Genomic DNA, 25,889 nt, shown 5'->3' with positions numbered 1-25,889 from the left:
CCGTCGGGAATCGGCTTGGATGCAGCTTCTAGTAGGTGCCCAGGTCGTAGGAGTCCTCCAGGGACACCGCCGGACCCGTTCCGTAGGAGAATGTCGGCGTCGAGGTGTCCTCGTAGCCGCCCAGGCTGTACACCGCGGCCTTCGCCTCCTCGGTGGGCTCCACCGAGACGTTCCGGTACTTCGCGATGCCCGTACCCGCCGGGATCAGCTTGCCCAGGATCACGTTCTCCTTCAGGCCGACGAGGCTGTCGGACTTGCCGGAGATCGCGGCCTCGGTGAGCACTCGGGTGGTCTCCTGGAAGGAGGCCGCCGAGAGCCACGACTCGGTCGCGAGGCTCGCCTTGGTGATGCCCATCAGCTGCGGACGGCCGGAGGCCGGCTCGCCGCCGTCGGCGATGATCTTGCGGTTGACCTCTTCGAACTCGAGGCGGTCCACCAGCGAACCCGGCAGGAACTCCGAGGTGCCCGAGTCGATGATCGTGATCCGCTTGAGCATCTGGCGGACGATGATCTCGATGTGCTTGTCGTGGATCATCACGCCCTGCGAGCGGTACACGTCCTGGACCTCGCCGACCAGGTGCCGCTGCACCTTCCGCGGGCCCAGCACGCGCAGCAGCTCATGCGGGTCGATGGTGCCCTCGACCAGCTTCTCGCCGACCTCGACGTGCTCGCCGTCGACCGCGCGCAGGCGCAGACGCCTGGGCACCTTGTCGACCACGATCTCCTCGGAACCGTCGTCCGGCGTGATGATGATCTTCCGGCTCTTCTCGGCGTCCTCGATCCGCACGGTGCCGCTCGCCTCGGCGATCGGCGCCTTCCCCTTGGGGATGCGCGCCTCGAAGACCTCCTGCACACGCGGCAGACCCTGCGTGATGTCGTCCCCGGCCACACCGCCGGTGTGGAAGGTCCGCATCGTCAGCTGGGTGCCGGGCTCACCGATCGACTGCGCGGCGATGATGCCCACGGCCTCGCCCAGGTCGACCTTCTCGCCGGTCGGCATGGAACGGCCGTAGCAGGCCGCGCACACGCCCTGTCGCGACTCGCAGGTGAGCACGGAGCGCACCTTGACGGTCGCGACGCCCGCGGCGATGAGCTTCGCGATGTTGTCCGAGTTCAGCGCCGTGTTGCGTTCGAGGACGAGCTTGCCGTCGACCTCAACGTCGTCGCCGAGCGTCCGGGCGTCCACCGCGGTCTCGACCGTGTCGGCCTCCACCAGGCGCCCGTCGATCTCGACGGCCACCGGGTAGTCCAGCGCGCGGTCGGTGCCGCAGTCCTCCTCGCGGATGATGACGTCCTGCGACACGTCCACCAGACGACGGGTCAGGTAACCCGAGTCGGCGGTCCGCAGCGCGGTATCGGCCAAGCCCTTGCGCGAACCGTGCGTGGAGATGAAGTACTCCAGCACCGTCAGGCCCTCGCGCAGCGAGGACTTGATCGGACGCGGGATGATCTCGCCCTTCGGGTTGGCCACCAGGCCGCGCATGCCGGCGATCTGCCGCAGCTGCAGCATGTTGCCTCGCGCCCCGGAGTTGATCATCTGCCACAGCGGGTTGTCGGGCTGGAGGGTGTCGTTCAGGTCCTCCATGACCTCCGCGGTGGCCTTGGTCCAGATCTCGGTCAGCTCGCCGCGGCGCTCCTCGGCCGTCATCAGACCGCGCATGTACTGCTTGTCGATCTTGGCGGAGTCGGCCTCGTACTTCTCGAGGATCTCGGCCTTGTGCGCCGGCTCGATGACGTCCTCGATGCCGATCGTGACACCGGACCAGCCGGCCCACTGGAAGCCCGCGGACTTCAGCGCGTCCAGGCAGGCGCCCAGCTGCACCTTCGAGTAGTGCTCCGACAGGTCGTGGATGATGTCCGAGAGCTGACCCTTGCGGACCTCGTAGTTGATGTACGGGAAGTCCGGCGGCAGGCACTCGTTGAAGAACACCCGGCCCAGCGTCGTCTCGACGATGAGCGGCTGACCCGGCTCCCAGCCCTCGGGGGCCGCCCAGGCCTCGTTCGGACCGTTGTTGACCGAGGTGACCTCGTCGAGACGGATCTTGATGGGCGCCTGGAGGTTCAGCTCGCGACGGTCGTAGGCCATGATGGCCTCGCCGACGTCGGAGAACGCGCGGCCCTCGCCCGGCAGACCGTCCTTGCCGTGCGTCAGGTAGTACAGGCCGATGATCTGGTCCTGCGTGGGCAGGGCCACCGGCTTGCCGTCGGACGGCTTGAGGATGTTGTTCGACGCCAGCATCAGGATGCGGGCCTCGGCCTGGGCCTCGGCCGACAGCGGCACGTGGACCGCCATCTGGTCGCCGTCGAAGTCGGCGTTGAACGCGGTGCACACCAGCGGGTGCAACTGGATGGCCTTGCCCTCGACCAGCTGCGGCTCGAACGCCTGAATGCCGAGGCGGTGCAGTGTCGGCGCGCGGTTGAGCAGCACCGGGTGCTCGGAGATGACCTCTTCGAGCACGTCCCACACCACCGGACGGGCGCGTTCGACCATCCGCTTGGCGGACTTGATGTTCTGCGCGTGGTTGAGATCGACCAGGCGCTTCATCACGAACGGCTTGAAGAGCTCCAGCGCCATCTGCTTGGGCAGACCGCACTGGTGCAGCTTCAGGCGCGGACCGACCACGATGACCGAACGGCCCGAGTAGTCGACGCGCTTGCCCAGCAGGTTCTGGCGGAACCGGCCCTGCTTGCCCTTGAGCATGTCGGACAGGCTCTTGAGCGGGCGGTTGCCCGGACCAGTGACCGGACGGCCGCGACGACCGTTGTCGAACAGCGCGTCCACCGACTCCTGCAGCATCCGCTTCTCGTTGGCGACGATGATCTCGGGCGCGCCCAGATCCATCAGCCGCTTGAGGCGGTTGTTGCGGTTGATGACCCGGCGGTACAGGTCGTTCAGGTCCGAGGTGGCGAAGCGGCCGCCGTCGAGCTGCACCATCGGGCGCAGTTCCGGCGGGATCACCGGCACGCAGTCGAGCACCATGCCCAGCGGCGAGTTGCCGGTGGACTGGAAGGCCGCGACGACCTTCAGGCGCTTGAGGGCGCGCAGCTTCTTCTGCCCCTTGCCGGTCGCGATGATCTCGCGGAGCAGGTCGGCCTCGGCGTCGAGGTCGAGGTGCTCGAGCAGGTTCTTGATGGCCTCGGCGCCCATGCCGCCCTGGAAGTACTCGCCGAAGCGCTGCTGGAGCTCCCGGTAGAGCATCTCGTCACCGATGAGCTGGCGCACTTCGAGCTTCCGGAAGGTGTCCATGACCTCGTCGAGGCGGTCGATCTCCCGCTGGGCCTTGTCGCGGATCTGGCGCATCTCGCGCTCCCCGCCGTCCTTGACCTTGCGGCGGACGTCGGCGCGGGCGCCTTCGGCCTCCAGCTCGGACAGGTCGGCCTCGAGCTTCGAGGCGCGGTCCTCGATCGCGGCGTCGCGCTGCTGCTCGAGCGTGCGCTTCTCGGCGACGATCTCGTTCTCCAGCGTCGGGATGTCCCGCTGACGAGCCTCGTCGTCGACGCCGGTGATGACGTAGGCGGCGAAGTAGATGACCTTCTCCAGGTCCTTCGGCGCAAGGTCCAGCAGATAGCCGAGGCGGGAGGGAACGCCCTTGAAGTACCAGATGTGCGTGACCGGGGCGGCCAGCTCGATGTGGCCCATCCGCTCGCGGCGGACCTTCGAACGGGTCACCTCGACGCCGCAGCGCTCACAGATGATGCCCTTGAAGCGGATGCGCTTGTACTTGCCGCAGTAGCACTCCCAGTCCCGGGTGGGGCCGAAGATCTTCTCGCAGAACAGGCCGTCCTTCTCGGGCTTGAGGGTGCGGTAGTTGATGGTCTCCGGCTTCTTGACCTCACCGTGCGACCACTGCCGGATGTCCTCGGCGGTGGCGAGGCCGATCTTCAACTTGTCGAAGAAGTTGACGTCGAGCACTGAACTCTTCCCTTGTCCCTGATTACTCAGATGTTGCTGTAAGGATTGGATGAGACGTTGGCGGGGGCGCGCTCGGTGCGAAACCGCTGCGGGCGCGCCCCTCACTCGACGTCAGGCGCTTTCGAAATCGACGCTGTTGGGTTCCTCGTGGGACAGGTCGATCCCGAGCTCCTCGGCCGCCCGGAACACCTCGTCGTCGGTCTCGGTCATCTGGATGGCCTGCCCGTCGGCGGACAGCACCTCCACATTGAGACACAGCGACTGGAGCTCCTTGAGCAGCACCTTGAACGACTCCGGAATGCCCGGCTCGGGGACGTTCTCGCCCTTGACGATGGCCTCGTAGACCTTCACGCGGCCGACCACGTCGTCGGACTTGATCGTCAGCAGCTCCTGCAGCGCGTAGGCCGCGCCGTAGGCCTGCATGGCCCAGCACTCCATCTCACCGAAGCGCTGGCCGCCGAACTGGGCCTTGCCGCCGAGCGGCTGCTGGGTGATCATCGAGTACGGACCGGTCGAGCGGGCGTGGATCTTGTCGTCCACCATGTGGTTCAGCTTCAGGATGTACATGTAGCCCACGCTGATCGGGTCCGGGAACGGCTCGCCGGTGCGCCCGTCGAACAGCCGCGCCTTGCCCGTGGGGGCGACCATGCGGTCGCCGTCGCGGTTCGGCAGGGCGTTCGCGAGCACGCCTTGGACCTCGTCCGGGTGGGCGCCGTCGAACACCGGCGTCCCGACCTTGGAGTCGGCCGGCGCCTCGTCGGCGCCGATGTCCCGCAGGGCCTGCTGCCACGCCTCGTCGAAGCCCTCGAGCTTCCAACCGGACTTGGCGGCCCAGCCCAAGTGGACCTCGAGCACCTGGCCGATGTTCATACGGCCCGGCACACCCATCGGGTTGAGCAGGATGTCGATCGGCGTGCCGTCGGGCAGGAACGGCATGTCCTCCTGCGGCACGACCTTCGAGATGACGCCCTTGTTGCCGTGTCGGCCGGCGAGCTTGTCGCCCACGCCGATCTTGCGCTTCTGCGCGATGTAGACGCGGACCAGCTCGTTGACGCCCGGGGACAGCTCGTCGCCGTCCTCGCGGCTGAAGGTCCGGACGCCGATGACGGTGCCGGCCTCGCCGTGCGGGACCTTGAGCGAGGTGTCGCGGACTTCGCGGGCCTTCTCGCCGAAGATCGCGCGCAGCAGCCGCTCCTCCGGGGTCAGCTCGGTCTCGCCCTTGGGCGTGACCTTGCCGACCAGGATGTCGCCGTCCTCGACCTCGGCACCGATGCGGATGATGCCGCGGTCGTCCAGGTCGGAGAGCATCTCCTCGCCCACGTTCGGGATGTCCCGGGTGATCTCCTCGGGGCCCAGCTTCGTGTCGCGGGCGTCGACCTCGTGCTCGTCGATGTGGATCGAGGTGAGCACGTCGTTCTCGACCAGGCGCGAGGACAGGATGATCGCGTCCTCGAAGTTCTGGCCCTCCCACGAGGTGAAGGCGACGAGCAGGTTCTTGCCGAGGGCCATCTCGCCCTTCTCGGTCGAGGGCCCGTCGGCGATCGGCTGTCCGGCCTCGACTCGTGTGCCCTCGGTCACCAGCGGCACCTGGTTGATGCACGAGCCCGCGTTGGAACGGCGGAACTTGTGCAGCAGGTAGGTGCGGCGCATGCCGTCGTCCTGCGCGATGGTGATGTAGTCGGCGCTGGCGTCCTCGACGAGGCCGTCGGCCTCGGCGACGACGACGTCGCCGGCGTCCACCGCCGCGCGGAACTCCATCCCGGTGCCGACCAGCGGCGACTCGGTCTTGATGAGCGGCACGGCCTGGCGCTGCATGTTCGCGCCCATGAGGGCGCGGTTGGCGTCGTCGTGCTCGAGGAACGGCACCAGTGCGGTGGCGACCGAGGTCATCTGGCGCGGCGAGACGTCCATGTAGTCGATCTCTTTGCCGGGGATCAGCTCGGCCTCGCCGCCGCGGCCGCGGGCGAGGACCTGGGCGTCGGTGAAGGTGCCGTCCAGGTTCAGCTTCGCGTTGGCCTGGGCGATGACGAACTTGTCCTCTTCATCGGCCGTCAGGTACTCGATCTCGTCCGTGGCGCGGCCGTCGACGACCTTGCGGTACGGCGTCTCGATGAAGCCGAACGGGTTCACCCGCGCGAAGGTCGACATGGCGCCGATGAGGCCGATGTTCGGGCCTTCCGGCGTCTCGATCGGACACATGCGACCGTAGTGCGACGGGTGGACGTCTCGGACGTCCATCGCGGCGCGGTCGCGCGACAGGCCGCCCGGGCCGAGCGCCGAGAGGCGGCGGCGGTGGGTCAGACCCGCGATCGGGTTGACCTGGTCCATGAACTGCGACAGCTGGGAGGTTCCGAAGAACTCCTTGATCGCGGCCACGACCGGGCGGATGTTGATGAGCGTCTGCGGCGTGATCGCCTCGACGTCCTGCGTGGTCATGCGCTCGCGGACGACGCGCTCCATGCGCGACAGGCCCACCCGGATCTGGTTCTGGATGAGCTCGCCGACGGTGCGCAGGCGACGATTGCCGAAGTGGTCGATGTCGTCGGCGTGGTAGCCGGGCTCGGCCGAGTGCAGGCGCAGCATGTACTCGATCGTGGCGGCCAGGTCGTCCTCGGTGAGCACGCCGGTGCTGATCGGCGAGTCGAGGTCGAACTTCTTGTTGACCTTGTAGCGGCCGACCTTGGCCAGGTCGTAGCGCTTCGGGTTGAAGAACAGGTTCTCCAGCAGCGTCTGCGCGTTGTCCTTGGTCGGCGGCTCGCCGGGACGGAGCTTGCGGTAGATGTCGAGCAGCGCCTCGTCCTGGGAGTTGATGGTGTCCTTCTCCAAGGTGGCCATCATCAGCTCGGACCAGCCGAACCGCTCGCGGATCCGGTCGGCGTCCCAGCCGATGGCCTTGAGCAGCACGGTGACGGCCTGGCGGCGCTTGCGGTCGACGCGGACGCCGACGGTCTCGCGCTTGTCGACGTCGAACTCGAGCCAGGCGCCGCGGCCGGGAATGACCTTGGCGCTGGTCAGGTCGCGGTCGGAGGTCTTGTCGGGCTGCTTGTCGAAGTAGACGCCGGGCGAGCGGACCAGCTGGCTGACCACGACGCGCTCGGTCCCGTTGATGATGAACGTCCCCTTGGGGGTCATCATCGGGAAGTCGCCCATGAACACCGTCTGGCTCTTGATCTCGCCGGTGGTGTGGTTGATGAACTCCGCCGTGACGAACAGCGGAGCGCAGTAGGTGAGGTCCTTCTCGCGGCACTCCTCGATCGGGGCCTTGACCTCGTCGAATCGCGGGTTGGAGAAGGACAGGCTCATGGTGCCCGAGAAGTCTTCGATCGGGCTGATCTCTTCGAGGATCTCGTCCAGACCGCACTTGGCGCCCTCACCGACACGGCCCTTGTGGGCGTCATTGCCGATGAGCCAGTCGAAGGAGTTCGTCTGGAGCGCGAGTAGGTTCGGGACTTCCAGTTTTTCTTCGATCCTGCCGAACGAGGTCCGGCTGGGTGCGTGCTTGCTCTTGCTGGAGCTGGTCTTGCCAGTGCGGGAAGCTGCCAAGATTCGTCCTTCCGAGGACCTGAGTGTTACGACGGCCGGCGCATGCCAGGGTCACGACGAGAGCGGGACGGACGAGGACAGCCGGAGGCAGGCATCGGAAAATGTGCCCTTGTCGAGCACTGGTGCTCGAGTGATCGAGCGTCGATGACCTGGATTCCCCACCGTCCGCGTTCCTCACCGCGTCAAGAAGGCGTGAAGGAGGCAGCGCAAATTAAAAGCTTAGTGTAAGCTTCGGCAACTGTCAACTCCCCGCGGGGTCAGCGGGGTAAGTGGTGACGACGATCTCTCCGGCTGCCGAGGCTCCTCCCGACTCAGGGTCGTATCCCGCCGGGCCGCTGGGGCCCGGTCCTGTCGGCGCTCCGCTGCTGGCACGGTGCCGACGGCGGTTCCCCGGGGCTTCCGGGTCCAAGCGCGGCCGCGCGGGCAGACGTTGCGCACGCCACGTCGTGGCGCTTGAGCCCCTAGTTTGCAGGATCGAGTCACACTTCGTCAAGTCAAGCGTCTAATGCGTTGCGGTGCGTTCTTTCGCGGCGGGGCTCACAGGCCGCAATGGACTCGCGCGCTCCGGCTCGTGCGGGGAATGGAAAGGCCCAGCGCGGTCGGGATCGCGCCGGCATGGCTTGGATCAGTGCCGGCCCGTCCCGATCCGCCCGCTCATGCCACCTGCCGGTGACTCGGCTCCGCGGGCGGAGGAACTCGCGTCGCGCCCTCGAACGGCGCGAGTCCCATGCGCTGGGTCGGCGATGGAGTAACCCTCACGGGAGGCTTCAAACATGCGCGCGGGCGCGCCGAGCCGTCCCCTCCACGGCTCGGCGGCACCACTGGGTTCGCTCGCGGGGCCGTGCCCGCGCACGGCCCGGCGAGGTTCGCGAGCCGCTGCGAGGACCCGCGGGCGCGGGCGCCTGGGCAGACACCCGGGCGGAGGACCAGACGCCGCTGCGTCGCCAAATGCCTGTCGGCGCCTGGTCTTTCCGTACACCGGACCGGTCGACGGTCCGCGGCGTCGCCCCAGCGCCGCCGCGGACCGGAACGCTCCGCACCGTCGGCGGCGCCGAAGCGCCGCCTCGCTCAGTACAACGAGCCTCCCCCGCGAAGGTGACGGGAGCTCGGACGAAGATTTCGTACGGCGCGGGTCCGGGCCGCGCCCCCACGCGGCCCGGACGTCGGGTCAGGAGTCGATCATGTCCTGGGCCTTCTCGAGGGAGGCCTTCAGGTCCTCCTGGTAGGCGAACATCTCCTCTTCGATGGCGAGGTAGTGCTCGAGCTCGGCTTCTTCCCAGGCCTGCTTGGCGGCCTCGCCGTAGCCGGTGGATTCGCCGCACTCGACGAAGGCCACGGCCATCTCGATCTCCCAGGCCTTCTTGCCTTCGAAATCGGACGGGAGGTCAGAGGGGGCTTCGGGGACCTCGGGCTCGTCTCCGGCGCCGGACCGGGCGACGCCCGATGCACCGTCCTCTTCGAAATAGACCGGCTCGAAGAACTGCCAGATCGGCAGGCCGCCGTACTCGTCGAACTCCCAGCCGCCATAGCCGGCCTCGGCGATGCAGTCGAGGAAGTCGTATTCCTGGTCCTGGACGGCGGCGCGGTAGTTGAGCGTCATCTCCTCCCAGTCCTGCTCGCTTTCGGGATAGGCCGGGCGCCACTCCCAGTAGGAGTAGGTCTCGCCTTCGACCTCGTCGTCAGTCACCTGACGCGGTTCGCCGTAGAGGGCCTCGATCATCTCGAGCTTGCATCCGCCGGGTTTGGGCTCGTCATAGGACTCCGATTCGAGATCGATCTCGCCTTCCTCGGCGTTCTCGGCCAGCTCCTCATCGGTGAGTTCGCCCTCGTCGCCCTCCTCGCCCTCGGGGTCGAGCGCCCACGAGTAGTATTCCTGCGCGTACGCCTCGCCGTAGTAGGCGGTGTACCAGTCGAACTGCTCTTCGGGAGAGAGGGCCTCGAACTCGGAGTTGTCGACGTCGGGCTGGTTCATGCCCTCCTCGTCGCCCCACCGCTCTTCCTGGTACTCCTCGGCCTCGTCGGATTCCCAGGCCTCCTCGGCGTTGGACCACTGGCCGAAGCCCCACTTCGCTGCCATGTCGGGCTCGGGCAGGAACTCCTCGTACGGGTAGTACATGGTGAGGCTTTCCTGCTCCTCGGGCTCCCACGTCTGCATCTCCCACTGGTCGTGGACCGTGTGCCCCTGATCCGCCAGGCATTGCTGGACGATGCGGTACTCGGCAGCGGTGAGCTCGGCGTCGAGGCGGTAGCTCTCGTTGAGCATCTCGACCAGACGGGTCTCGTCGTCGGCCTCCTCCGATTCGCCCCCGAACACGCCGCAGGCGGCCGTGGCCCCCAACGCGGTGGCGGCCAGAAGCGCCCCTGCCGCTCGCTTCCCTTGTCTCATCTCGGGCTTCCCTCCGGGTTCGTCACGTCCGGACTTCGGGACGTGTGCAGTGGAGACGTGACGAGCGGTCGATTTCGTTGCAGGGGCACCCGCGTCGTTACATATCCGATATCTACGGGTTCATGTCGTCATGTGGCCGTCGGCCTCGGCGAGGGCCTCCTCGACGTCGTCCCGCCACGCGTACAGCTCGGCCTCGACGGCGCTGTAGGCCTCGTAGTGCAGCCGGTCCCAGGCAACCGCGGCCGCCTCGCGGTAGCCGGAGGTGTCGGCGCACGCGGCGAAGTCGACGGCCATGGCGGTCTCGGCGGCCTTCATGCCTTCGAAGTCGGCGGGGAGGTCGGCGGGGAGGTCGGCGGGGAGGGCCGGGACGTCCGCTTCGACCGGTTCGGTGCCGAAGTAGGCCTGCTGCCAGTAGGGCCAGACGGGGAGTTCGCCGTGCTGGTCGAATCGCCAGCCGGCGAGGCCTCGGTCGCTCAGGCAGCCGGTCATGGCGCTCTGGGCGTCGGCGAGGACCCCGTGCCACTGGGGGATCATCGCGGCCGTGTCGAAGTCGTACTCGCTGATCGGGGCCACGGGTCTCCAGAACCAGGGGTCGACGGCCGCTGCGTTCGGGGAGGAGGCGGCCTGCGGCCGCGGATCGCCGTAGACGGCCTCGATCATCTCCAGCAGGCACCCGCCGGGTGCGGGTGTGCCGGCTTGGAGGCGGCCGCCCGCGGCGCTCTCGAGGAGTTCCCGGAGCTCGGCCTCGGGGAGGTAGTCCGCGGCGTGGTAGGCCTGCGCCCATGCCTCGCCGCCGTAGGCGACGTACCACTCGCGCCGCTCCTCGTGGCGCAGCGCCTCGAACGCGGCGTTGTCGACCGTCCCGCGTTCGCCTCCGCCGTGGAACTCGGCGGCGTCGGCGCCTCCGGCCTCGGGCGATGCGGCCCAGATGCCGAAGCCCCAGCGTTCGGCGGACTCGCGGTCGGGCAGCCACTCGTCGAAGGGGTAGTGGTCGACATCGGTGTCGAACTCGATCAGCGTCCACTCGTCGTGGACGAGGTGGCCGGCGTCTTCGAGGCAGTCGGTGATGATCCGGTTCTCGGCGTTCTGCAACGCGGTCTCGCGCTCGCGGGTCTCATTGACGAGCCCGGCGAGTTCGACGGCCGCTTCGATGTCGGCCGGGGCGCCCGCGTCGGTATCGTGGCGGCCCTGGCCGCAGGCCGCGCTCGCGGCGATCGCGGCGCCGGCGAGCAACGCCGCGGCGGCCTTGGAGCGCCGTCCCATCTGGTCTCCCTCCTGGATGGATCGCCGCAGCCGATACGCGCCGAGCGGGGCGGCGCCGTCCTCCATTCGGGTCCGGGAGAAAAGCCCGGGCCGCGCCCCATCTGCGCGACCCGGGCCGTACCCCGATTCATTTGGTCTCCGGCGCCTTCGGCGGCTCGTTCTCCCTGCGTCGGTGGGTGTCTATGGATGAGGACGCGATCGGGGCCCCGAAGCGTTGCAAGCGGGCTCGAGGAATTTATCCTTTGTGGTCATCGCCACTGCCGGGACGGTGGTCGGGCACGAAGAACGGGGCCGCTCCGCCCGCATGGTGATGCTTGCGGCGGTGCGACCCCGTCCGTACAGGGCTGGGAGGCCCCTACAACGGTCGCTGAGCGCGTCGCTTACTTGAGCGACACGGTGGCGCCGGCGCCCTCGAGGGCTTCCTTCGCCTTCTCGGCGTCGTCCTTGTTCGCGCCTTCGAGAACGGCCTTGGGAGCGCCTTCGACGAGCTCCTTGGCTTCCTTCAGGCCGAGGCTGGTGATGCCGCGGACTTCCTTGATGACCTTGATCTTCGACTCACCGGCCGCCTCGAGGACGACGTCGAAGGTGTCCTTCTCGACGGCGGCCTCGCCACCGGCGGCCGGAGCACCGGCAGCGGCGACGGCGACGGGAGCGGCGGCGGTGACGTCGAACTCTTCCTCGAACGCCTTCACGAACTCGGAGACCTCGAGGAGCGTCATCTCCTTGAAAGCGTCGAGCAGCTCTTCAGTGGACAGCTTAGCCATGGTGTTCCTTTCTAAAGTCTCTGACCAGCGGAGTTACTCTCCACCGGCCGATTTCTTGTCTTGCAGAGCCGCGCCGAGGCGAGCCACCTTCGCCGCGGAGGCGGCGAGGACGGCGGCGGTCTGCTGCGCGTTGGCCTTGAGCGCACCTGCCAGCTTCGCGAGCAGCACTTCGCGCGACTCGAGGTCGGCGAGCCGGGTGATCTCATCGACGGAGAGGGACTTGCCCTCCATGTATCCGCCCTTGATCACCAGGGCTTCGTGGTCCTTGGCGAAGTTGCGCAGACCCTTCGCGGCCTCGACCGGGTCGCCTTCGATGAAGGTGATCGCGGTGGGACCGGTGAAGAGGTCGTCCAGAACGGTGACACCGGCCTGGTTCGCGGCGCGCTTGGCGAGGGTGTTCTTCGCGATGCGGTATCGCGCCCCCTCGCCGAGGGAACGCCGGAGCTCCTGGAGTTCGTCGACGGTCAGACCGCGGTACTCGGTGAGCACGGCGGCCGACGAGTTCGAGAACCTGTCGGTGAGCTCGGCGATGGCGGCTTGCTTGTCCGCCGGGTATTCCCTTTCAGCCATGTTTCCCTCCTTTCTCGGCTGATCAATCCTCAACCGTCACGGAGGCGACAAAAAAAGGCGCCCTCTCAGGGACGCCTCAGCAGATTCGACACCATGGTCGTTTCGAGTCGCCCTACGTTGGTCCCGGGTGGTTTACAACCGCGCATGGCGGTGACCGACGGTCTTCGGGTTGTGGAAAACCAGGCAAGCTTAGCAGGGGAAATGAAAGGGCCCCGGCGCAGGAGGCTGCACCGGGGCCACGTCACACTCGTCTTATCGGGCGGCCTTCACGGCCGCCGGGTCGACCGGGATGCCAGGCCCCATCGTGGTGGTCAGCGTGACCTTCTTGACGTACACGCCCTTGGAGCTGGCCGGCTTCAGCCGCTGCACCTCTTCGAGGGCGGCGGCGTAGTTCTCGGCGAGCTGCTCGGCCGAGAAGCTGGTCTTCCCGACGATCAGGTGCAGGTTGGCGTGCTTGTCGACGCGGAAGGAGATCTTCCCGCCCTTGATCTCGGTGACCGCCTTGGCGACGTCCGGGGTGACCGTGCCCGTCTTCGGGTTCGGCATCAGGCCGCGCGGGCCCAGGATCCGCGCGATCCGGCCGATCTTGGCCATCTGGTCGGGCGTGGCGACGGCGGCGTCGAAGTCGAGCCAGCCGTCGGAGATCCGCTTGACGAGCTCGTCGGAGCCGACCTCGTCGGCGCCGGCCTCCAGGGCCGCCTCGGCCTTGTCGCCTTCGGCGAAGGCGATGACGCGGACGGTCTTGCCGGTGCCGTGCGGCAGGGAGACGGTGCCGCGGACGAGCTGGTCGGCCTGGCGCGGGTCGACACCGAGGCGCATGGCGACCTCAACGGTGGCGTCGAACTTCGCCGGCGAGGTCTCCTTGGCGAGCTCGGCGGCCTGCGTCGGCGTGTAGAGCTGCGAGCGGTCGACCTTCTTGGAAACGTCGGAGTACTTCTTGCTGCGCTTCATGTTCCATCCTTCGGATGTCGTGGTGAGGACGAGCGCTCGCCCTTCCACAGGGTCGGTTTATTCGACGGTGATGCCCATGGAGCGGGCGGTGCCGGCGACGATCTTCGCTGCGGCGTCGAGGTCGTTGGCGTTGAGGTCGGGGAGCTTCTTCTCCGCGATCTCGCGAACCTGGTCCTGGGTGACCTTGCCGACCTTGTTGCGGTGCGGCTCACCCGAGCCCTTGTTGACACCGGCCGCCTTGAGCAGCAGCTTGGCCGCGGGCGGGGTCTTGAGGACGAACGTGAACGAACGGTCCTCGTACACCGTGATCTCAGCGGGGACGACTTCGCCGCGCTGCGCTTCGGTGGCCGCGTTGTAGGCCTTGCAGAACTCCATGATGTTGACGCCGTGCTGGCCGAGGGCGGGACCCACCGGCGGAGCCGGAGTGGCCTGGCCACCCGCGAGTTCCAGCTTGAACGTCACAACGGCCTTCTTGTTGGGAGCCATCGTGTCCTTCTCTTCCTGGGCTAATCTGCAGCTCGCAAGCTTCGCTGCGACTGGCTGTCACGGGGCGAGGTGCCCCGTCCTTGAATGCGCGCGCCTGCCACCAGCAGACACGCAACTTTTCTAGGGTACCGTGCGCACAGCCGCGAACGGCAATGGCACGTTGGAGCTGTAACCGACTCAACTGCGAGCCGGGTTACAGCTTGGAGACCTGGTTGAAGTTCAGTTCGACCGGGGTCTCGCGACCGAAGATCGAGACGAGCACCTTGAGCTTCTGCTGCTCGGCGTTGATCTCGGAGATCGTGGCCGGCATCGAGGCGAAGGCGCCGTCGACGACGGTGACCGACTCGCCTTCGGTGAAGTCGACCTTGATGTCGGACTCGGACGAGGCGGATTCATCGGCGGTGGCCTCGGTGGCGGGCTTCTGCTCCGGCGGCAGCAGCCACTGGATGACCTCGTCGAGCGGCAGCGGGCTCGGCCGGTCGGTGCGGTCGACCACGCCGACGAAGCCGGTCACGCCCGGCGTGTTGCGCACGACCGAGTAGGACTCCGGCGTCATCTCCATGCGGACCAGCACGTAGCTGGGGAAGACCTTCGCCTCGACCTTGGACCGCTTGCCGTTCTTGATCTCGACTTCGGTGTGGGTCGGGACCTCGATCTGGTAGATGTAGTCCTCCATGTCGAAGGACTGGATCCGGTTCTCGAGGTTCGAACGGACTCGGTTCTCGAAGCCGGCGTAGGAGTGCAGCACGTACCACTCGCCGGGCGCGAAGCGCAGCTTGGCGCGCAGGGCCTCGGCCGGGTCGACCTCGGGCTCGCCGCTCTCGGCGGTCTCGGTCTCGACGGCCTCGAGGTCGGGCTCCTCGTCGGCGTTCGTGCCTTTCGCCGCGGCAGCCTTGGCCTCAGCTTCGATCTTGAAGGCTTCGTCGAACTCAGACACGCTTCGCTCTCATTCCGGCTCTTCCCCGCTGTGCCGCGGGGATCGACATTTCTCTCTTGGCTGCGGTGCACTCTCCGCCAAATCACGTCGTCGCGAGCGTCGACGCGGGTGCATATGTGCGGCTCCGCAGGCATCGCCGCGGCTCCTTAACAGGCACGCGCCGGCAGAGCCGGCGCGCGTTATATCCCTAGGGTAGCCGGTTGTCCCGACGAGACACCTCAGGCACCTCGGAACAGGCGCAGGTCACGTGTTGGGCCCGGAGCTACGAGTCAGCCCCGAAGGCGCGGCTGACCAGGTCGCCGAAGAGCAGGTCGATGCCGCCGATGAAGGACATCATGACCGCCACGAAGACCAGGACGACGATGCTGTAGGTGATCAGCTGGCGCCGGGTGGGGTAGACGACCTTGCGGAGCTGCTCGACGACTTCGCGCAGGAACCGGCCGAGCTTCTTGAAGGGGTTGCGCTCGGACTTCCCTTCGCCGCGCTTGGGCGTGGGACGATCTTTGCCCGCGGTCGTGTCGGAGCGGCTGGTGTCGTCGGCCACGTCGGCTTCCTCCAGGGTTCAGCGGTTCGTTCGGTGCGGCGTCCGCGTGGGGCATTCAGAATCGCAGCATACCGCACGAAGCGACGGGGGTGTCATTCCGCGGTGCCACCCGGGGCCCCCGGATCGGGGCCGGTGATGCGGGAGCGCTCGAACAGCTCCTTGCGGCGGGTCTCCCAGCGTTCGCGCATGCCGCGGAACTCGTTGATGGAGAACTCCATGTAGGCGGCGGTCTGGACGAGGCGGTCGCGTCCGGGGCCTTGGGGCAGCGTGCGGACTCCTTCGATGGCGACGTCGTGGTACCGCTCGAGGAGGGGGATGCGATCGAGCATGATCGATCCCCAGATGTCGTCCTCGTTGAGCTGGTACACGTCGGCTCGGGTGTCGGGGCGGCGGCCCTTGATGAGCAGGCCCATGGTCGACAGCTCGCGGACGGCGCCGGAGATGGCGGCGAGGCTCACCCGCAGGCCTTCGGCGAGTTCGGCGGCGGTATAGGTGACCGCGTCGTCGGCCAGGATGTAGCTGAACACGCGGGCCGACATGCGCTGCAAGCCGCTCGCGATGAGGATCTCGGAGAAGCGCTCGACGTAGTCCAGCAGCTCGGCGCGTTCGTGTACACGGTCGGGCATGGTGCTCCCCCTTGTCAGCGGCCTCAATCCTATGCCCCTAGATCATACATTTTACAAATTTATGAAAACTGTGATAGCTTTCTGCGATGACTCCTGTCATCCACACCGAGAAACTGGTCAAGCGCTTCGGTCACGTGACCGCGCTCGACGGGCTCGACCTCGAAGTGGCCGAGGGCCAGACGCACGGCTTCCTCGGCCCGAACGGGTCCGGCAAGTCCACCACCATCCGCGTCCTGCTCGGGATGCTCAGGGCCGACGGCGGTTCCGCGAAGCTCTTCGGGGCCGATCCGTGGAACGACGCCGCCGAGCTCCACCGCCGACTCGCCTACGTGCCCGGCGACGTCGCCCTCTGGCCCGGCCTCACCGGCGGCGAGACCATCGACGTGCTCGGGCGCCTGCGCGGCGGGATCGACAAGCGCAAACGCGACGAGCTGCTCGAACGATTCGACCTCGACCCGCGCAAGAAGGGCCGCTCCTACTCCAAGGGCAACCGGCAGAAGGTCGCGCTCGTCGCCGCGTTCGCCGCCGACGTCCCGCTGCTGCTGCTCGACGAGCCCACCTCCGGCCTGGACCCGCTCATGTCGGCCGTGTTCAACGAATGCGTCCGCGAGGTCGCCGCTCAAGGCAAGACCGTGCTGCTGTCGAGCCACGTCATGAGCGAGGTCGAGGCGCTGTGCGAGAAGGTGAGCATCATCCGCAAGGGCGTCGTCGTCGAATCCGGGACGCTCACCGAGATGCGCCACTTCACCCGATCCCAGGTCCACGCGACGCTGAAGCAGCCGGTCCGGGGTCTGGACGACCACGAGGGCGTCCACGACCTCACCACCGAGGGCCTCGAGGTGCGATTCCAAGTCGACTCGGGCGCGCTCGACGACGTGCTCGCACAGCTCGCCGTCGCCGGGGTCGCGACCCTGACCTGCGAGCCGCCGTCGCTGGAGGAGCTGTTCCTGCGCTACTACGGCGACGAACTGGCGTCCAAGGGCGTCGAGAACGGCAACGGAGACTAGCGATGGCAACCGCAACCGCCGCACGGACCGCGACACCGCAGAGGGGTCTCGGCACACTCGCCGGCACCGGCAAGCTCCTGCGCTTCCAGGCTCGGCGCACCCGGATCTACCTGATCGGCTGGATCGCCGGCCTGGTCGGCTTCTCATGGATCGTCGCCGCGGGCTTCCCCGAGCTGTATCCGACCTCCCAGGACCGGGCCGAATTCGCCCTCACCGTCGACTCCCCCGCGATGCGGTCGATGACCGGCCCGGGCGAGTACATCGACGCCTACGCGGCCAGCACCGGCGCGATGTTCGCCCACCAGATGATCCTGTGGACCGGGGCGATCGCCGCGGTCATGTTCGTCCTCCTCATCACGAGGCTGACCCGCTCGGACGAGGAGACCTCGCGCTTGGAGGTCATCCGCTCACTGCCGGTCGGCCGCCGCTCCGACCTGGCCGCCGCGCTGCTGCTGGCCGCCGTGGTCGCCGTGGCGCTCGGCCTGCTGATGGCACTGGCCGTCTCCGGCATACAGGGCGTCGACGCCGACGGCGCGCTGCTGTACGGGCTCGGGTTCACCGCCATCGGCCTCACGTTCGCGGCGGTGACCGCCGTGGCCGCGCAGCTGGCGAGCTACGGATCGAGCGCCAACGGCCTCGCGTTCGGGGCGCTCGCCTTCACCGTGCTGATGAGCGCGATCGGCAGCGCGCAGGAGAACTGGCTGCTGTGGCTCTCACCGATCGGATGGGCGCAGCTGACGTACGTGTTCACGCCCGAGCAGCGCTGGTGGCCCCTCGCGATCGCCGCGGGCGTGAGTGTGCTGCTGATCTCACTCGCGTTCGCGCTGGTCGCCAAGCGCGACTTCGGGCTCGGCATGCTCCCCGGACGGGCCGGGCCCCCGAGCGCGGCACCCGGCCTGAACGGCATCGGGTCACTGACCTTCCGCCTCACGCGCGGCCTGCTGTGGGCCGCCGTCATCACGATGCTGGTGCTCGGCGCCGCCTACGGCTCGATCACCGGAGCGGCCGACGAGATGCTCTCAGGGCTCTCGGACACGCAGCGCGAGCTCATCGACCAGGGCGGCGGCAGCGTCGCGGAGAACTTCTCGGCCACGATCGCCAAGATCGACGCGTTCTTCGCGGCGATCTTCGGGCTGCTCGTGATCGGCCGGGCAAGAAAAGAGGAAACCGGGGGGCGCGGAGAGCTGTTGGCCTCCGCGCCCATCCCCCGGTCCGGCTGGCCCGGCTCATATCTGCCCGCGGCGCTGCTCGTGAGCGCCGTCGCCGCGATCGTCGGCGGGATCGGCCTCGCGCTCACCGGTGCGGGCTCGATGGGCGATGGGTCCTACTTCGGCAAGCTGCTGCTCGCCTCGGTCGTCCACATTCCCGCCATCTGGGTGATGGTCGCGCTCGCGTTCGCCTGTTTCGCCTGGCTGCCGCGGGCCGGATGGCTGCGCTGGCTGCCGTGGGTGTACGCGTTCATCGTCGGCTACTACGGGACACTGCTGGAACTGCCCGACTGGGCCAGGCTGATCTCGCCGTTCGAGCACGTGGGCGAGTACCCCGCCCAAGGCGTGGAATGGCGGTCGATCGTCGTGGTGCTCACCGTCGGGGCAGCGATCACCGCCGTCGGCTACATGGGCGTGCGGCGCCGCGATCTCCAGTTCGACTGAGGCGTCATGTCGTACCCTCCTGGTTCCCTGTGGTTCCATGGGGACCGTGTCCGAACTCCGATATGAGTTGACCGATCCGCCCGCCGCGCCGTCCGAGCTCTCGCTCGACGAGTCGCAGCGGGCGGTCGTCGACCACGCGGCGGGCCCGCTGCTGGTGCGGGGCGGGCCGGGCACCGGCAAGACCGAGGCGCTCATCCGCGGCGCCGCGGCCAGAGTCGAGGCGGGAGCCGACCCGGCCTCGGTGCTCGTTCTGGGCCTGCGGCGCCAGGACACCGCGTACCTGCGCGGCCGGATCAACGAGGCGACGGCCCCGTACTCGGCCGCCGAGGTCGGCGTGTTCACCTTCCCCGCGTTCGCCTTCGCGGTGCTGCGCGCCGCGGCCGTCGCCGACGGCCGCGAGGAGCCGCGGCTGCTCACCGGCCCCGAGGCCGACGCGCTCATCCGCTCCATGCTCGACGTCGAGGACTTCGGCTGGCCCGAAGGGCTCTCCGAGGCGCTGCGCACCTACGCCTTCGCGCAGCAGTTGCGAGACCTGGTGCTGCGCTGCGGCGAGCGCGGTGTCTCCGAGCAGGCCCTGGCCCGGTTCGGCCGCGAGCACGACCGGCCCGAATGGGTCGCCGCCGCCCGGTTCTACGATCGCTACGTCACCACCCTGGCCGTCCAGTCGGTCGTCAGCGCGCTGTACGACTCGGCCGAGATCGTCCGCGCCGCGGCGGCCGAGCTGCGCGAGCGGCCCGAGCTGGCGCCGCGCCCGTCGTGGGTGTTCGTCGACGATCTCCAGGACGCCACGCCCGCCCATGTCGAGCTGCTCGAGCTGCTCGCCGGCGGCGGGCGGAACCTGGTGGCCGCGGCATGCCCCGACGAGGCCGTCTTCGGTTTCCAGGGCGGCGATCCCGAGGCCGTGCGCGACTTCCCCGACCGCTTCCCCACGCTCGCGGGTCACGACGCGCCCACGATCCGCTTGGCGAACACGCACACGGTGGCACTGGCGCCCCTGGACGCCACGACGGCGCTGTCGCGGCGCCTGCGCGGGCCCGACCGGGACCGCAGGCGCGGCACCGAATCGCAGGAGGACGGCTCGGTGGCGGTCATGCATCTGCCGTCGGCCACGCGGGAGGCGGTGTACGTCGCCGACACCGTGCGCCGGGCGCATCTCATCGACGGCACCGCGTACGGGGACATGGCAGTCGTGGTCAAGTCCGCCTCCTCGATCCCGCAGCTGCGCCGGGCGATGCAGCACGCGGGCGTGCCGACGCGCCAGGCCGCCGACGACGTGCCGCTGCCGGCGCACACAACAGTCCGGGACCTGCTGCGCATCGTCCTCATCGGGCGTCATCCCGATCGGCTGGACGAGTCGACCGCGGCGGGCCTGCTGCACTCCGCGTACGGCGGCGCCGATCCGTTCGCCGAGCGGCGCCTGCGGCAGGAGCTGCGGCGCCTCGCCGTGGCGGCCGACGACTTCTCCCCCGCCTCGGATCTACTGGTCGAGGCGCTCTCCGACCCCGGCGAGATCGACTCGCTCCCCGATGAGGCGTGGGCCGAGCCGGCGCGGCGGCTCTCGGCCCTGTTCGAGGCCGCGCGATCGCCCGGCGGGGTGTGCGCGGTGCTGTGGGCGGTGTGGGAGACCTCGGGTATGGGCGAGCGGCTGCGGCGCCGCGCCCTGTCCTCAGACCGGCGCGCCCAGCGGGCCGACGCCGAGCTCGACGCGATGATCGCCCTGTTCGACCTCGCCGCCGACTACGAGCGCAAGCAGCCCGGCGCGGGCGTCGACGTGTTCTGCGAGCACGTGCTGCACCAGGAGCTGCCCGGCGACTTCCTGTCGGCCACCGCCGACGTGGGCGACGCGGTCACGCTCGCCACCGCGCACGCCGCCCACGGCAGGCAGTGGGACTTCGTGGTCGTCGCCGGGGCCCAGGAGGGCGTGTGGCCGAACCTGCGTCCGCGCGGCTCGGTCATGGGCGCCGAGGCCCTGGTCGACATCCTCGACGGCCGGGCCGACGTCGACGCCGTCGCGCAGCTGCTCGACGAGGAGCGGCGCCTGTTCTACGTCGCCTGCACCCGGGCGCGGACGCGGCTGCTGGTCACCGCCGTCGAATCGGACGAGCTCCAGCCGAGCCGGTTCTGCGCCGAGCTCGGGATCGAGCCGGCCGCGCCGCCGCGGGGCGTGCGGCCGCTGAGTCTGGCGGCGCTGGTCGCGAAGCTCCGCGAGATCGTCGTCGACCCCGGCCATCCGGGTCGCGACGCCGCCGCGGCGCAGCTCAAACGGCTCGCCGCCGCCTCAGTGCCCGGAGCGGACCCCGCCGGATGGTGGGGCCTGGCCGAGCTTTCGGACGATCGGGCCTTCGCGCTCGCGGGCGAGAGCATCCGGGTCTCGCCCTCGCAGGTGGAGAAGACGCAGCAGTGCGGGCTGCGGTGGGTCCTCGAATCCCACGGCGGCGACGCCGACGACCTCCTCCCCCGCCACATGGGCACGCTGCTGCACGCCGCCGCCGAGGCCGTCGCCGAGACTCCCGACGCCGACCCAGGCGAGGTCATGGAACACGTCGTCGCCGAGCACTTCGACCGGCTGCCGTTCGAGGCGCCTTGGCAGGCCGAGCAGGAGCGCAGGCGCGTCTCGGGCGCCGTCGAGCGCTTCGCGAACTGGCTGCGCGCGAACAAGCGCGAGCTGCTCGGCGCCGAACGGTCCTTCCGCGTCAAGCTCGAACTCGGCCCGCCCGGCGTCGAGGTCGTCATGTCCGGACAGGTCGACCGGCTCGAACGCGACCAGGACGGCCGCGTGTACGTCGTCGACCTCAAGACCGGCAAGCAGGTCCCCAGCCAGAAGGATGCCCTGGAGAACCCGCAGATGGGCGCCTACCAGCTCGCCGTCGCCGAGGGCGCCTTCGAGGAGGGCACCGAGGCGGGCGGCGCCGAACTGGTCTACCCGAGCAAGGACGCCAAGTCGATCACCGTCCGATCGCAGGGCCCGCTCGGCGAGGCCGAGAACCCCGACTGGGCCAGGGAGCTGGTGGACGACACCGCGAAGCAGATGGGCGGGGCCGCGTTCGAGGCCCGGCACTCCGGCAAGTGCGCCACCTGCTCGGTCAGGAACTGCTGCCCGATCGCCGACGAGGGACGGCAGGTCACCGATGAGTAGGCGAGGCGAGTACAGCGCGGTCGGGCTGGCGAACCGGCTCGGGGAACCCACGCCCACCGACGAGCAGCAGGCCGTCATCGAGGCCGGGCCCGCGCCGCTGCTGGTCGTCGCCGGCGCCGGCTCGGGCAAGACCACCACCATGGCCGACCGGGTCGTGTGGCTCATCGCGAACGGGGTGGCCCGGCCCGAGCACCTCCTGGGGCTGACGTTCACACGCAAGGCCGCCGCCGAGCTTTCCGCGCGGGTGCGCGAGAAGCTCCGCAAGCTCGCCGAGAGCATCCCGGAGCTGTCCGAGCTGCACGGCGAGCCGACGGTGTCGACCTACAACGCGTATGCCGCGAGCCTGGTCTCCGAGCACGGCATCCGCATCGGGGTCGAACCGAGCACGCGGGTCGTCACCGAGACGGGGCGCTGGCAGCTGGCGCGGGACCTCGTGACCGCCTGGGACGGGGAGATGACGGAGTTCGACGTCGGCGTCGACAAGGTCACCGAGCTCGTGCTGCGCCTGTCCGGGGAGCTGGCCGAGCACCTCCAGAGCGGCGAGGACCTGCGCTGGTTCGACCGCGACATGGCCGTGAAGCTCGAAGAGCGCCAGGCGAAGCGGGACAACGAGGACTTCCGGTCGTTCGGGGCGCTGCTGCGCAGGCACCAGCAGCTCCTGCCGCTGGTCGAGGCGTGGGAGCGGCGCAAGCGCGAGCAGCGGGTCATGGACTTCGCCGACCAGCTGTCGCTCGCGGCGGAGCTGGTGGCGCTGTCGCCCGAGATCGTGGCGACCGAGCGCGACCGGTGGCGGGTGGTGCTGCTCGACGAATACCAGGACACGTCGCATTCGCAGGTGACGCTGCTGCGGGACCTGTTCGGCTCCGGGCACCCGGTGACGGCCGTGGGCGACCCGAACCAGTCGATCTACTCCTGGAGGGGGGCCTCGGCGGGCACCTTGCAGCGGTTCCCTTCGGACTTCCCCGACCCGTCCGGCGAGCCGGCGTCCACGGTGTACCTGACGCGGTCGTGGCGCAACCGCGCCCGCATCCTCGAGGTCGCCAACCGCGTGTCGGCACCGCTGCGGGCCGGGACGGTGCCGCCCCTGAGCGCCGGCGTCGACGGCGGCGCCCGGGTCGAGGCGGCGATGCACCTGACGATGGACGATGAGTCGGCCTGGCTCGCCGCGCGCCTGGTCGAGCATTGGGACCCGGCCGGGACCGCGACCGCGGCGGTGCTCGTGCGCAAGCGGCGCCAGATCCCCCCGCTGCACCGGGCGCTGACGGCGGCGGGCCTGCCGGTGCAGGTCGTCGGCTCGCTCGGGCTGCTGTACTACCCGGAGGTGGCCGAGGTCGTGGCGATGCTGCGGGCCGCGGCGGACCCGATGAACGGGCCGGCGCTCATGCGGTTGCTGACGGGGACGCGCTGGAGGATCGGCCCGCGGGACATCGGGGCGCTGTGGAACCGGGCGCGGGAGCTCGCCCCGGACGTGCGCGGCTTCGAACCGGACGCCGGGGTCGAGGCGGAGGCCTCGCTCGCCGACGCGCTGGCCGATCCCGGGGAGCCGGGGAACTATTCGGCGCTGGGACTGCTGCGGTTCGGGCAGATCAACGACGAACTCAGCTGGATCAGGGGCCGGCTGGGGCAGAGCCTGCCCGATGTCGTCGGGGACGTCATCGCGCACACGGGACTGGACGTCGAGGTCATGCTCCACCAAGGCGACCTGTCGAACCTGGACGAGTTCACGGACATCGCGGCGTCGTACGAGAACGACACGAGCGGCGCGAGCGTCCCGGGATTCCTGTCCTATCTCGAATCGGCGGCCGAGCGCGAGCGCGGCCTGGTCATCGAGGGCGCGAAAGAGGCCGGCGGAGTGGTGCAACTCATGACGGTGCACGCCGCGAAGGGCCTGGAGTGGGACCTGGTGTCGGTGCCGGGGCTGTGCGAGGGCATCCTGCCGAGCGGCGGCGCCGCCTCCACGTGGGTGACCGACCCGTCGCGGCTGCCGTATCCGCTGCGCGGCGACGCGGAGAACCTGCCGTCGCTGTATCTGGACGACGCGCGCGACCCGGCCGAGGTGAAGAAGGCGCTGCTGGCGTTCAAGGCCGACGACAAGGAGGCCCGGCTCGACGAGGAGCGGCGGCTGGCCTATGTGGCCCTGACGCGGGCGCGGCACACGCTGCTGGCCAGCGGCTACTGGTGGGATGCGGACTCGAACCGGTGCCACAAGCCCGCGCCGTACCTGGAGGAGGCGAGGGACTCCGGGGCGAGCGTGGCGGTCTGGGCCGAGTCGGGCGCGACGAACCCGCTCGAGGACCAGGGGCGGACGGCGCAGTGGCCGAAGGCCGCGCCGCTGGGTTCGCGGCAGGAGGCGTTCGCCGAGGCGGCCGAGCGGGTGCTGGCCGCAGGAGAGCTGAGCGAGGCGCCGGCGGCGCGGCAGTGGGCCGAAGAGGCCGAGCTGCTGCTGGCCGAGCGCGAAGAGCGGGAATCGGGCGTGGTGCGGCTGCCGAGGCCGCGGCGGCTGTCGACGTCCCAGCTGATGGCGATGCGGGCCGACGAGGCGGCGTTCGCCGCCGCCAGGCGCCGGCCGATGCCGCAGCCGCCGCGACAGGTGACGCGGCGGGGCACCGAGTTCCACGCCTGGGTCGAGGAGTTCTTCGGCGGCGGGACGCTGTTCGACGCCGCCGAGCTGCCGGGGGCGTCCGACGAGGCGGTGAGCGACGCGGACCTGGCCCGGCTCAAGCGCACGTTCCGCGAGTCCGAGTGGGCGCGGCGCCGCATGGTGGCGCAGGAGGTGCCGTTCGTGGTCAACTTCGACGGCACGATCGTGCGCGGCCGCATCGACGCGGTGTTCGCCCGCGAGGACGGCGGCTTCGACATCGTCGACTGGAAGACCGGCCGCCCGCCCGAGGGCGAGGAGGCCGCGAAGGCGGCGCTCCAGCTCAAGGTGTACCGGCGGGCGTGGGCGAGGCTGAAGGACGTCCCCGAATCGGCGATCGGGGCGGCGTTCTACTACGTCGGCGCCGACCGCACCTGGTGGGCCGAGCTCGATGAGCCGGGCCGGCCCGCGGCCCGGCGTTCGAGCACCGCCTAGGGTCTGCCCTGCGCATCAGGACGAGTCGGCGCCTTCGTCGGTGCGGTACATCACCATGCCGCCGTGGTACAGCACGTCGTCACGGAAATCACCGTCGGCGCTGAACCCGGTGTCGTCCTTGTAGTAGATGCGGTCGCCCTCGGTCCAGTAGTCGCCGGTGTAGGCGCTCTCACGCTCGCCGCGGGCCTCGTCGTAGCGCCCGTCCGGCAGCAGCCGCTGGCGAACGCGCCCGTCGGCGGTGACCCACAGGCCCACGTACTTGTTCTCCGCGCTCATGCGCTTCTCCCCTCTTGTCGCCTTCGGTGACCAGTGAACTCGAGCGCGCGGGTGGCGGCCAGGGCGCGGTTCGCCTGGGGGCGCCGCACCCACCCTGGGGCACCACCGAATCGCTCAGACGATCGATCGCCGTTCGCCTTCGCGACGCCGGAGGTTTGCGGCGGACTGTTAATGTCGCGACGGGTTTTGAAGCCTGCGACCGGTTCGACCGGGCAGGCTCCGGCCCGAGGCCCCACCCGTTTCCCCCCTGAAGTGATTGGAACTCATGAGCATTCACTCCAAGCTCAGTCCCGTCCGCCGCGCCACCGTCCTGGCCGGCGGCGCATTCGCCATGACGCTGGCGCTCGGCGCCTGCGGCGGCGGCAGCGACACCCCTGGCGGCACCGTCGAGAACTTCCTCGACAACGGCATCGAGGACTTCGCCACCGCGTTCACCGGAGGCGACTACGACGAGGCCGTCTCCATCGGCGAGGACTACTTCTGCGCCGCGGACGTCGAGGAGATCCAGACGGCGGCCGACGAGGTCGCGGCGATGTCCGAAGAGGAGCGCGCCCAGATGGAAGCGATGATGTCCTCCGAGGAGACCCTTCCCGAAGACTGGTCCTATGAGGTCGGTGAGACCACCGAAGACGGTGACACGGCCACCGTCGAGGTCGAGATGACCGAGAACGGCGAGACCAGCACCGAGACGATCGACCTGGTCAAGGAAGAAGACCAGTGGCGCATCTGCGGCTTCATGTAGACCGCCCGCGCACTGAGTGA

At 69.2% G+C, this 25,889-nt stretch carries 17 protein-coding genes; 5 read left to right on the top strand and 12 right to left on the bottom strand.

Annotated features, from left to right (window positions below; translation table 11 throughout):
- Positions 1 to 28 precede the first annotated feature (28 nt).
- From ACYVK3_RS03965 to ACYVK3_RS03915, 11 genes are all read right to left on the bottom strand, one after another.
- Positions 29 to 3,913 carry a DNA-directed RNA polymerase subunit beta' gene (locus ACYVK3_RS03965; protein WP_460495963.1) on the bottom strand — a complete coding sequence of 1,295 codons (3,885 nt, stop codon included), beginning with the start codon at positions 3,911 to 3,913 and terminating at the stop codon, positions 29 to 31.
- Between the two features lie 111 nt (positions 3,914 to 4,024).
- Entirely contained in the window at positions 4,025 to 7,456 is a 3,432-nt protein-coding gene (gene rpoB, locus ACYVK3_RS03960) for a DNA-directed RNA polymerase subunit beta (RefSeq protein WP_460495962.1), read from the bottom strand.
- A 1,168-nt stretch (positions 7,457 to 8,624) separates the two neighbouring features.
- Positions 8,625 to 9,842: a hypothetical protein gene (locus ACYVK3_RS03955; protein WP_460495961.1), complete on the bottom strand. Its 1,218-nt coding sequence runs from the start codon at positions 9,840 to 9,842 to the stop codon at positions 8,625 to 8,627.
- Positions 9,843 to 9,962: 120 nt separating this feature from the next.
- Positions 9,963 to 11,105, bottom strand: a complete 1,143-nt coding sequence (locus tag ACYVK3_RS03950; protein WP_460495960.1) for a hypothetical protein — start codon at positions 11,103 to 11,105, stop codon at positions 9,963 to 9,965.
- A 380-nt stretch (positions 11,106 to 11,485) separates the two neighbouring features.
- Positions 11,486 to 11,869 carry a ribosomal protein bL12 gene (gene rplL, locus ACYVK3_RS03945; protein WP_460495959.1) on the bottom strand — a complete coding sequence of 128 codons (384 nt, stop codon included), beginning with the start codon at positions 11,867 to 11,869 and terminating at the stop codon, positions 11,486 to 11,488.
- Positions 11,870 to 11,902: 33 nt separating this feature from the next.
- The gene (gene rplJ, locus ACYVK3_RS03940; RefSeq protein ID WP_460495958.1) at positions 11,903 to 12,439 is read right to left on the bottom strand and encodes a 50S ribosomal protein L10; all 537 of its coding nucleotides are present in this window, start codon (positions 12,437 to 12,439) and stop codon (positions 11,903 to 11,905) included.
- A 252-nt stretch (positions 12,440 to 12,691) separates the two neighbouring features.
- Positions 12,692 to 13,390, bottom strand: coding sequence for a 50S ribosomal protein L1 (gene rplA / locus ACYVK3_RS03935; protein WP_460495957.1), 699 nt, complete (start codon positions 13,388 to 13,390; stop codon positions 12,692 to 12,694).
- Positions 13,391 to 13,447: 57 nt separating this feature from the next.
- Positions 13,448 to 13,876 carry a 50S ribosomal protein L11 gene (rplK, locus tag ACYVK3_RS03930; RefSeq protein ID WP_460495956.1) on the bottom strand — a complete coding sequence of 143 codons (429 nt, stop codon included), beginning with the start codon at positions 13,874 to 13,876 and terminating at the stop codon, positions 13,448 to 13,450.
- A gap of 193 nt (positions 13,877 to 14,069) precedes the next feature.
- Positions 14,070 to 14,813: a transcription termination/antitermination protein NusG gene (gene nusG, locus ACYVK3_RS03925; protein WP_460495955.1), complete on the bottom strand. Its 744-nt coding sequence runs from the start codon at positions 14,811 to 14,813 to the stop codon at positions 14,070 to 14,072.
- A gap of 262 nt (positions 14,814 to 15,075) precedes the next feature.
- The gene (gene secE, locus ACYVK3_RS03920; protein ID WP_460495954.1) at positions 15,076 to 15,357 is read right to left on the bottom strand and encodes a preprotein translocase subunit SecE; all 282 of its coding nucleotides are present in this window, start codon (positions 15,355 to 15,357) and stop codon (positions 15,076 to 15,078) included.
- Between the two features lie 92 nt (positions 15,358 to 15,449).
- Positions 15,450 to 15,983 carry a GbsR/MarR family transcriptional regulator gene (locus ACYVK3_RS03915; protein ID WP_460495953.1) on the bottom strand — a complete coding sequence of 178 codons (534 nt, stop codon included), beginning with the start codon at positions 15,981 to 15,983 and terminating at the stop codon, positions 15,450 to 15,452.
- 86 nt (positions 15,984 to 16,069) lie between these two features.
- Between ACYVK3_RS03915 and ACYVK3_RS03910 the strand changes: the two genes are divergently transcribed.
- From ACYVK3_RS03910 to ACYVK3_RS03895, 4 genes are read left to right on the top strand one after another with little or no spacing between them, the layout of a single operon-like run.
- The gene (locus tag ACYVK3_RS03910) at positions 16,070 to 16,990 is read left to right on the top strand and encodes an ABC transporter ATP-binding protein (protein WP_460495952.1); all 921 of its coding nucleotides are present in this window, start codon (positions 16,070 to 16,072) and stop codon (positions 16,988 to 16,990) included.
- Between the two features lie 2 nt (positions 16,991 to 16,992).
- Positions 16,993 to 18,642 (top strand): ABC transporter permease, encoded by a 1,650-nt coding sequence (locus ACYVK3_RS03905; protein ID WP_460495951.1) that lies wholly within the window; start codon positions 16,993 to 16,995, stop codon positions 18,640 to 18,642.
- Between the two features lie 46 nt (positions 18,643 to 18,688).
- Positions 18,689 to 21,778, top strand: coding sequence for an ATP-dependent helicase (locus ACYVK3_RS03900; RefSeq protein WP_460495950.1), 3,090 nt, complete (start codon positions 18,689 to 18,691; stop codon positions 21,776 to 21,778).
- Entirely contained in the window at positions 21,771 to 24,851 is a 3,081-nt protein-coding gene (locus ACYVK3_RS03895; RefSeq protein ID WP_460495949.1) for a UvrD-helicase domain-containing protein, read from the top strand. Before ACYVK3_RS03900 ends, ACYVK3_RS03895 begins: the two co-directional genes overlap by 8 nt.
- A 15-nt stretch (positions 24,852 to 24,866) precedes the next feature.
- Here the strand turns inward: ACYVK3_RS03895 and ACYVK3_RS03890 are convergent, their stop codons facing one another.
- Positions 24,867 to 25,127 (bottom strand): Atu4866 domain-containing protein, encoded by a 261-nt coding sequence (locus ACYVK3_RS03890; RefSeq protein WP_460495948.1) that lies wholly within the window; start codon positions 25,125 to 25,127, stop codon positions 24,867 to 24,869.
- Positions 25,128 to 25,392: 265 nt separating this feature from the next.
- Here ACYVK3_RS03890 and ACYVK3_RS03885 point away from each other — a divergent pair, with 265 nt between their 5' ends.
- Entirely contained in the window at positions 25,393 to 25,869 is a 477-nt protein-coding gene (locus tag ACYVK3_RS03885) for a nuclear transport factor 2 family protein (RefSeq protein ID WP_460495947.1), read from the top strand.
- Positions 25,870 to 25,889 lie beyond the last annotated feature (20 nt).

It is taken from the genome of Glycomyces tarimensis, assembly GCF_054776215.1.
Note: the sequence above shows the minus strand (reverse complement) of the source record. Positions and strands in the feature narration are given on the sequence as shown.

Bases quoted from the DNA above. Each gene is read 5' to 3' on its own strand.
- ACYVK3_RS03910 (WP_460495952.1), top strand. From the start codon at position 16,070: ATGACTCCTGTCATCCACACCGAGAAACTGGTCAAGCGCTTCGGTCAC.
- ACYVK3_RS03950 (WP_460495960.1), bottom strand. From the start codon at position 11,105: ATGGGACGGCGCTCCAAGGCCGCCGCGGCGTTGCTCGCCGGCGCCGCG.
- ACYVK3_RS03890 (WP_460495948.1), bottom strand. From the start codon at position 25,127: ATGAGCGCGGAGAACAAGTACGTGGGCCTGTGGGTCACCGCCGACGGG.
- ACYVK3_RS03885 (WP_460495947.1), top strand. From the start codon at position 25,393: ATGAGCATTCACTCCAAGCTCAGTCCCGTCCGCCGCGCCACCGTCCTG.
- ACYVK3_RS03915 (WP_460495953.1), bottom strand. From the start codon at position 15,983: ATGCCCGACCGTGTACACGAACGCGCCGAGCTGCTGGACTACGTCGAG.
- ACYVK3_RS03905 (WP_460495951.1), top strand. From the start codon at position 16,993: ATGGCAACCGCAACCGCCGCACGGACCGCGACACCGCAGAGGGGTCTC.
- rplJ (WP_460495958.1), bottom strand. From the start codon at position 12,439: ATGGCTGAAAGGGAATACCCGGCGGACAAGCAAGCCGCCATCGCCGAG.
- ACYVK3_RS03955 (WP_460495961.1), bottom strand. From the start codon at position 9,842: ATGAGACAAGGGAAGCGAGCGGCAGGGGCGCTTCTGGCCGCCACCGCG.
- ACYVK3_RS03895 (WP_460495949.1), top strand. From the start codon at position 21,771: ATGAGTAGGCGAGGCGAGTACAGCGCGGTCGGGCTGGCGAACCGGCTC.
- rplL (WP_460495959.1), bottom strand. From the start codon at position 11,869: ATGGCTAAGCTGTCCACTGAAGAGCTGCTCGACGCTTTCAAGGAGATG.
- rplK (WP_460495956.1), bottom strand. From the start codon at position 13,876: ATGGCTCCCAACAAGAAGGCCGTTGTGACGTTCAAGCTGGAACTCGCG.
- rplA (WP_460495957.1), bottom strand. From the start codon at position 13,390: ATGAAGCGCAGCAAGAAGTACTCCGACGTTTCCAAGAAGGTCGACCGC.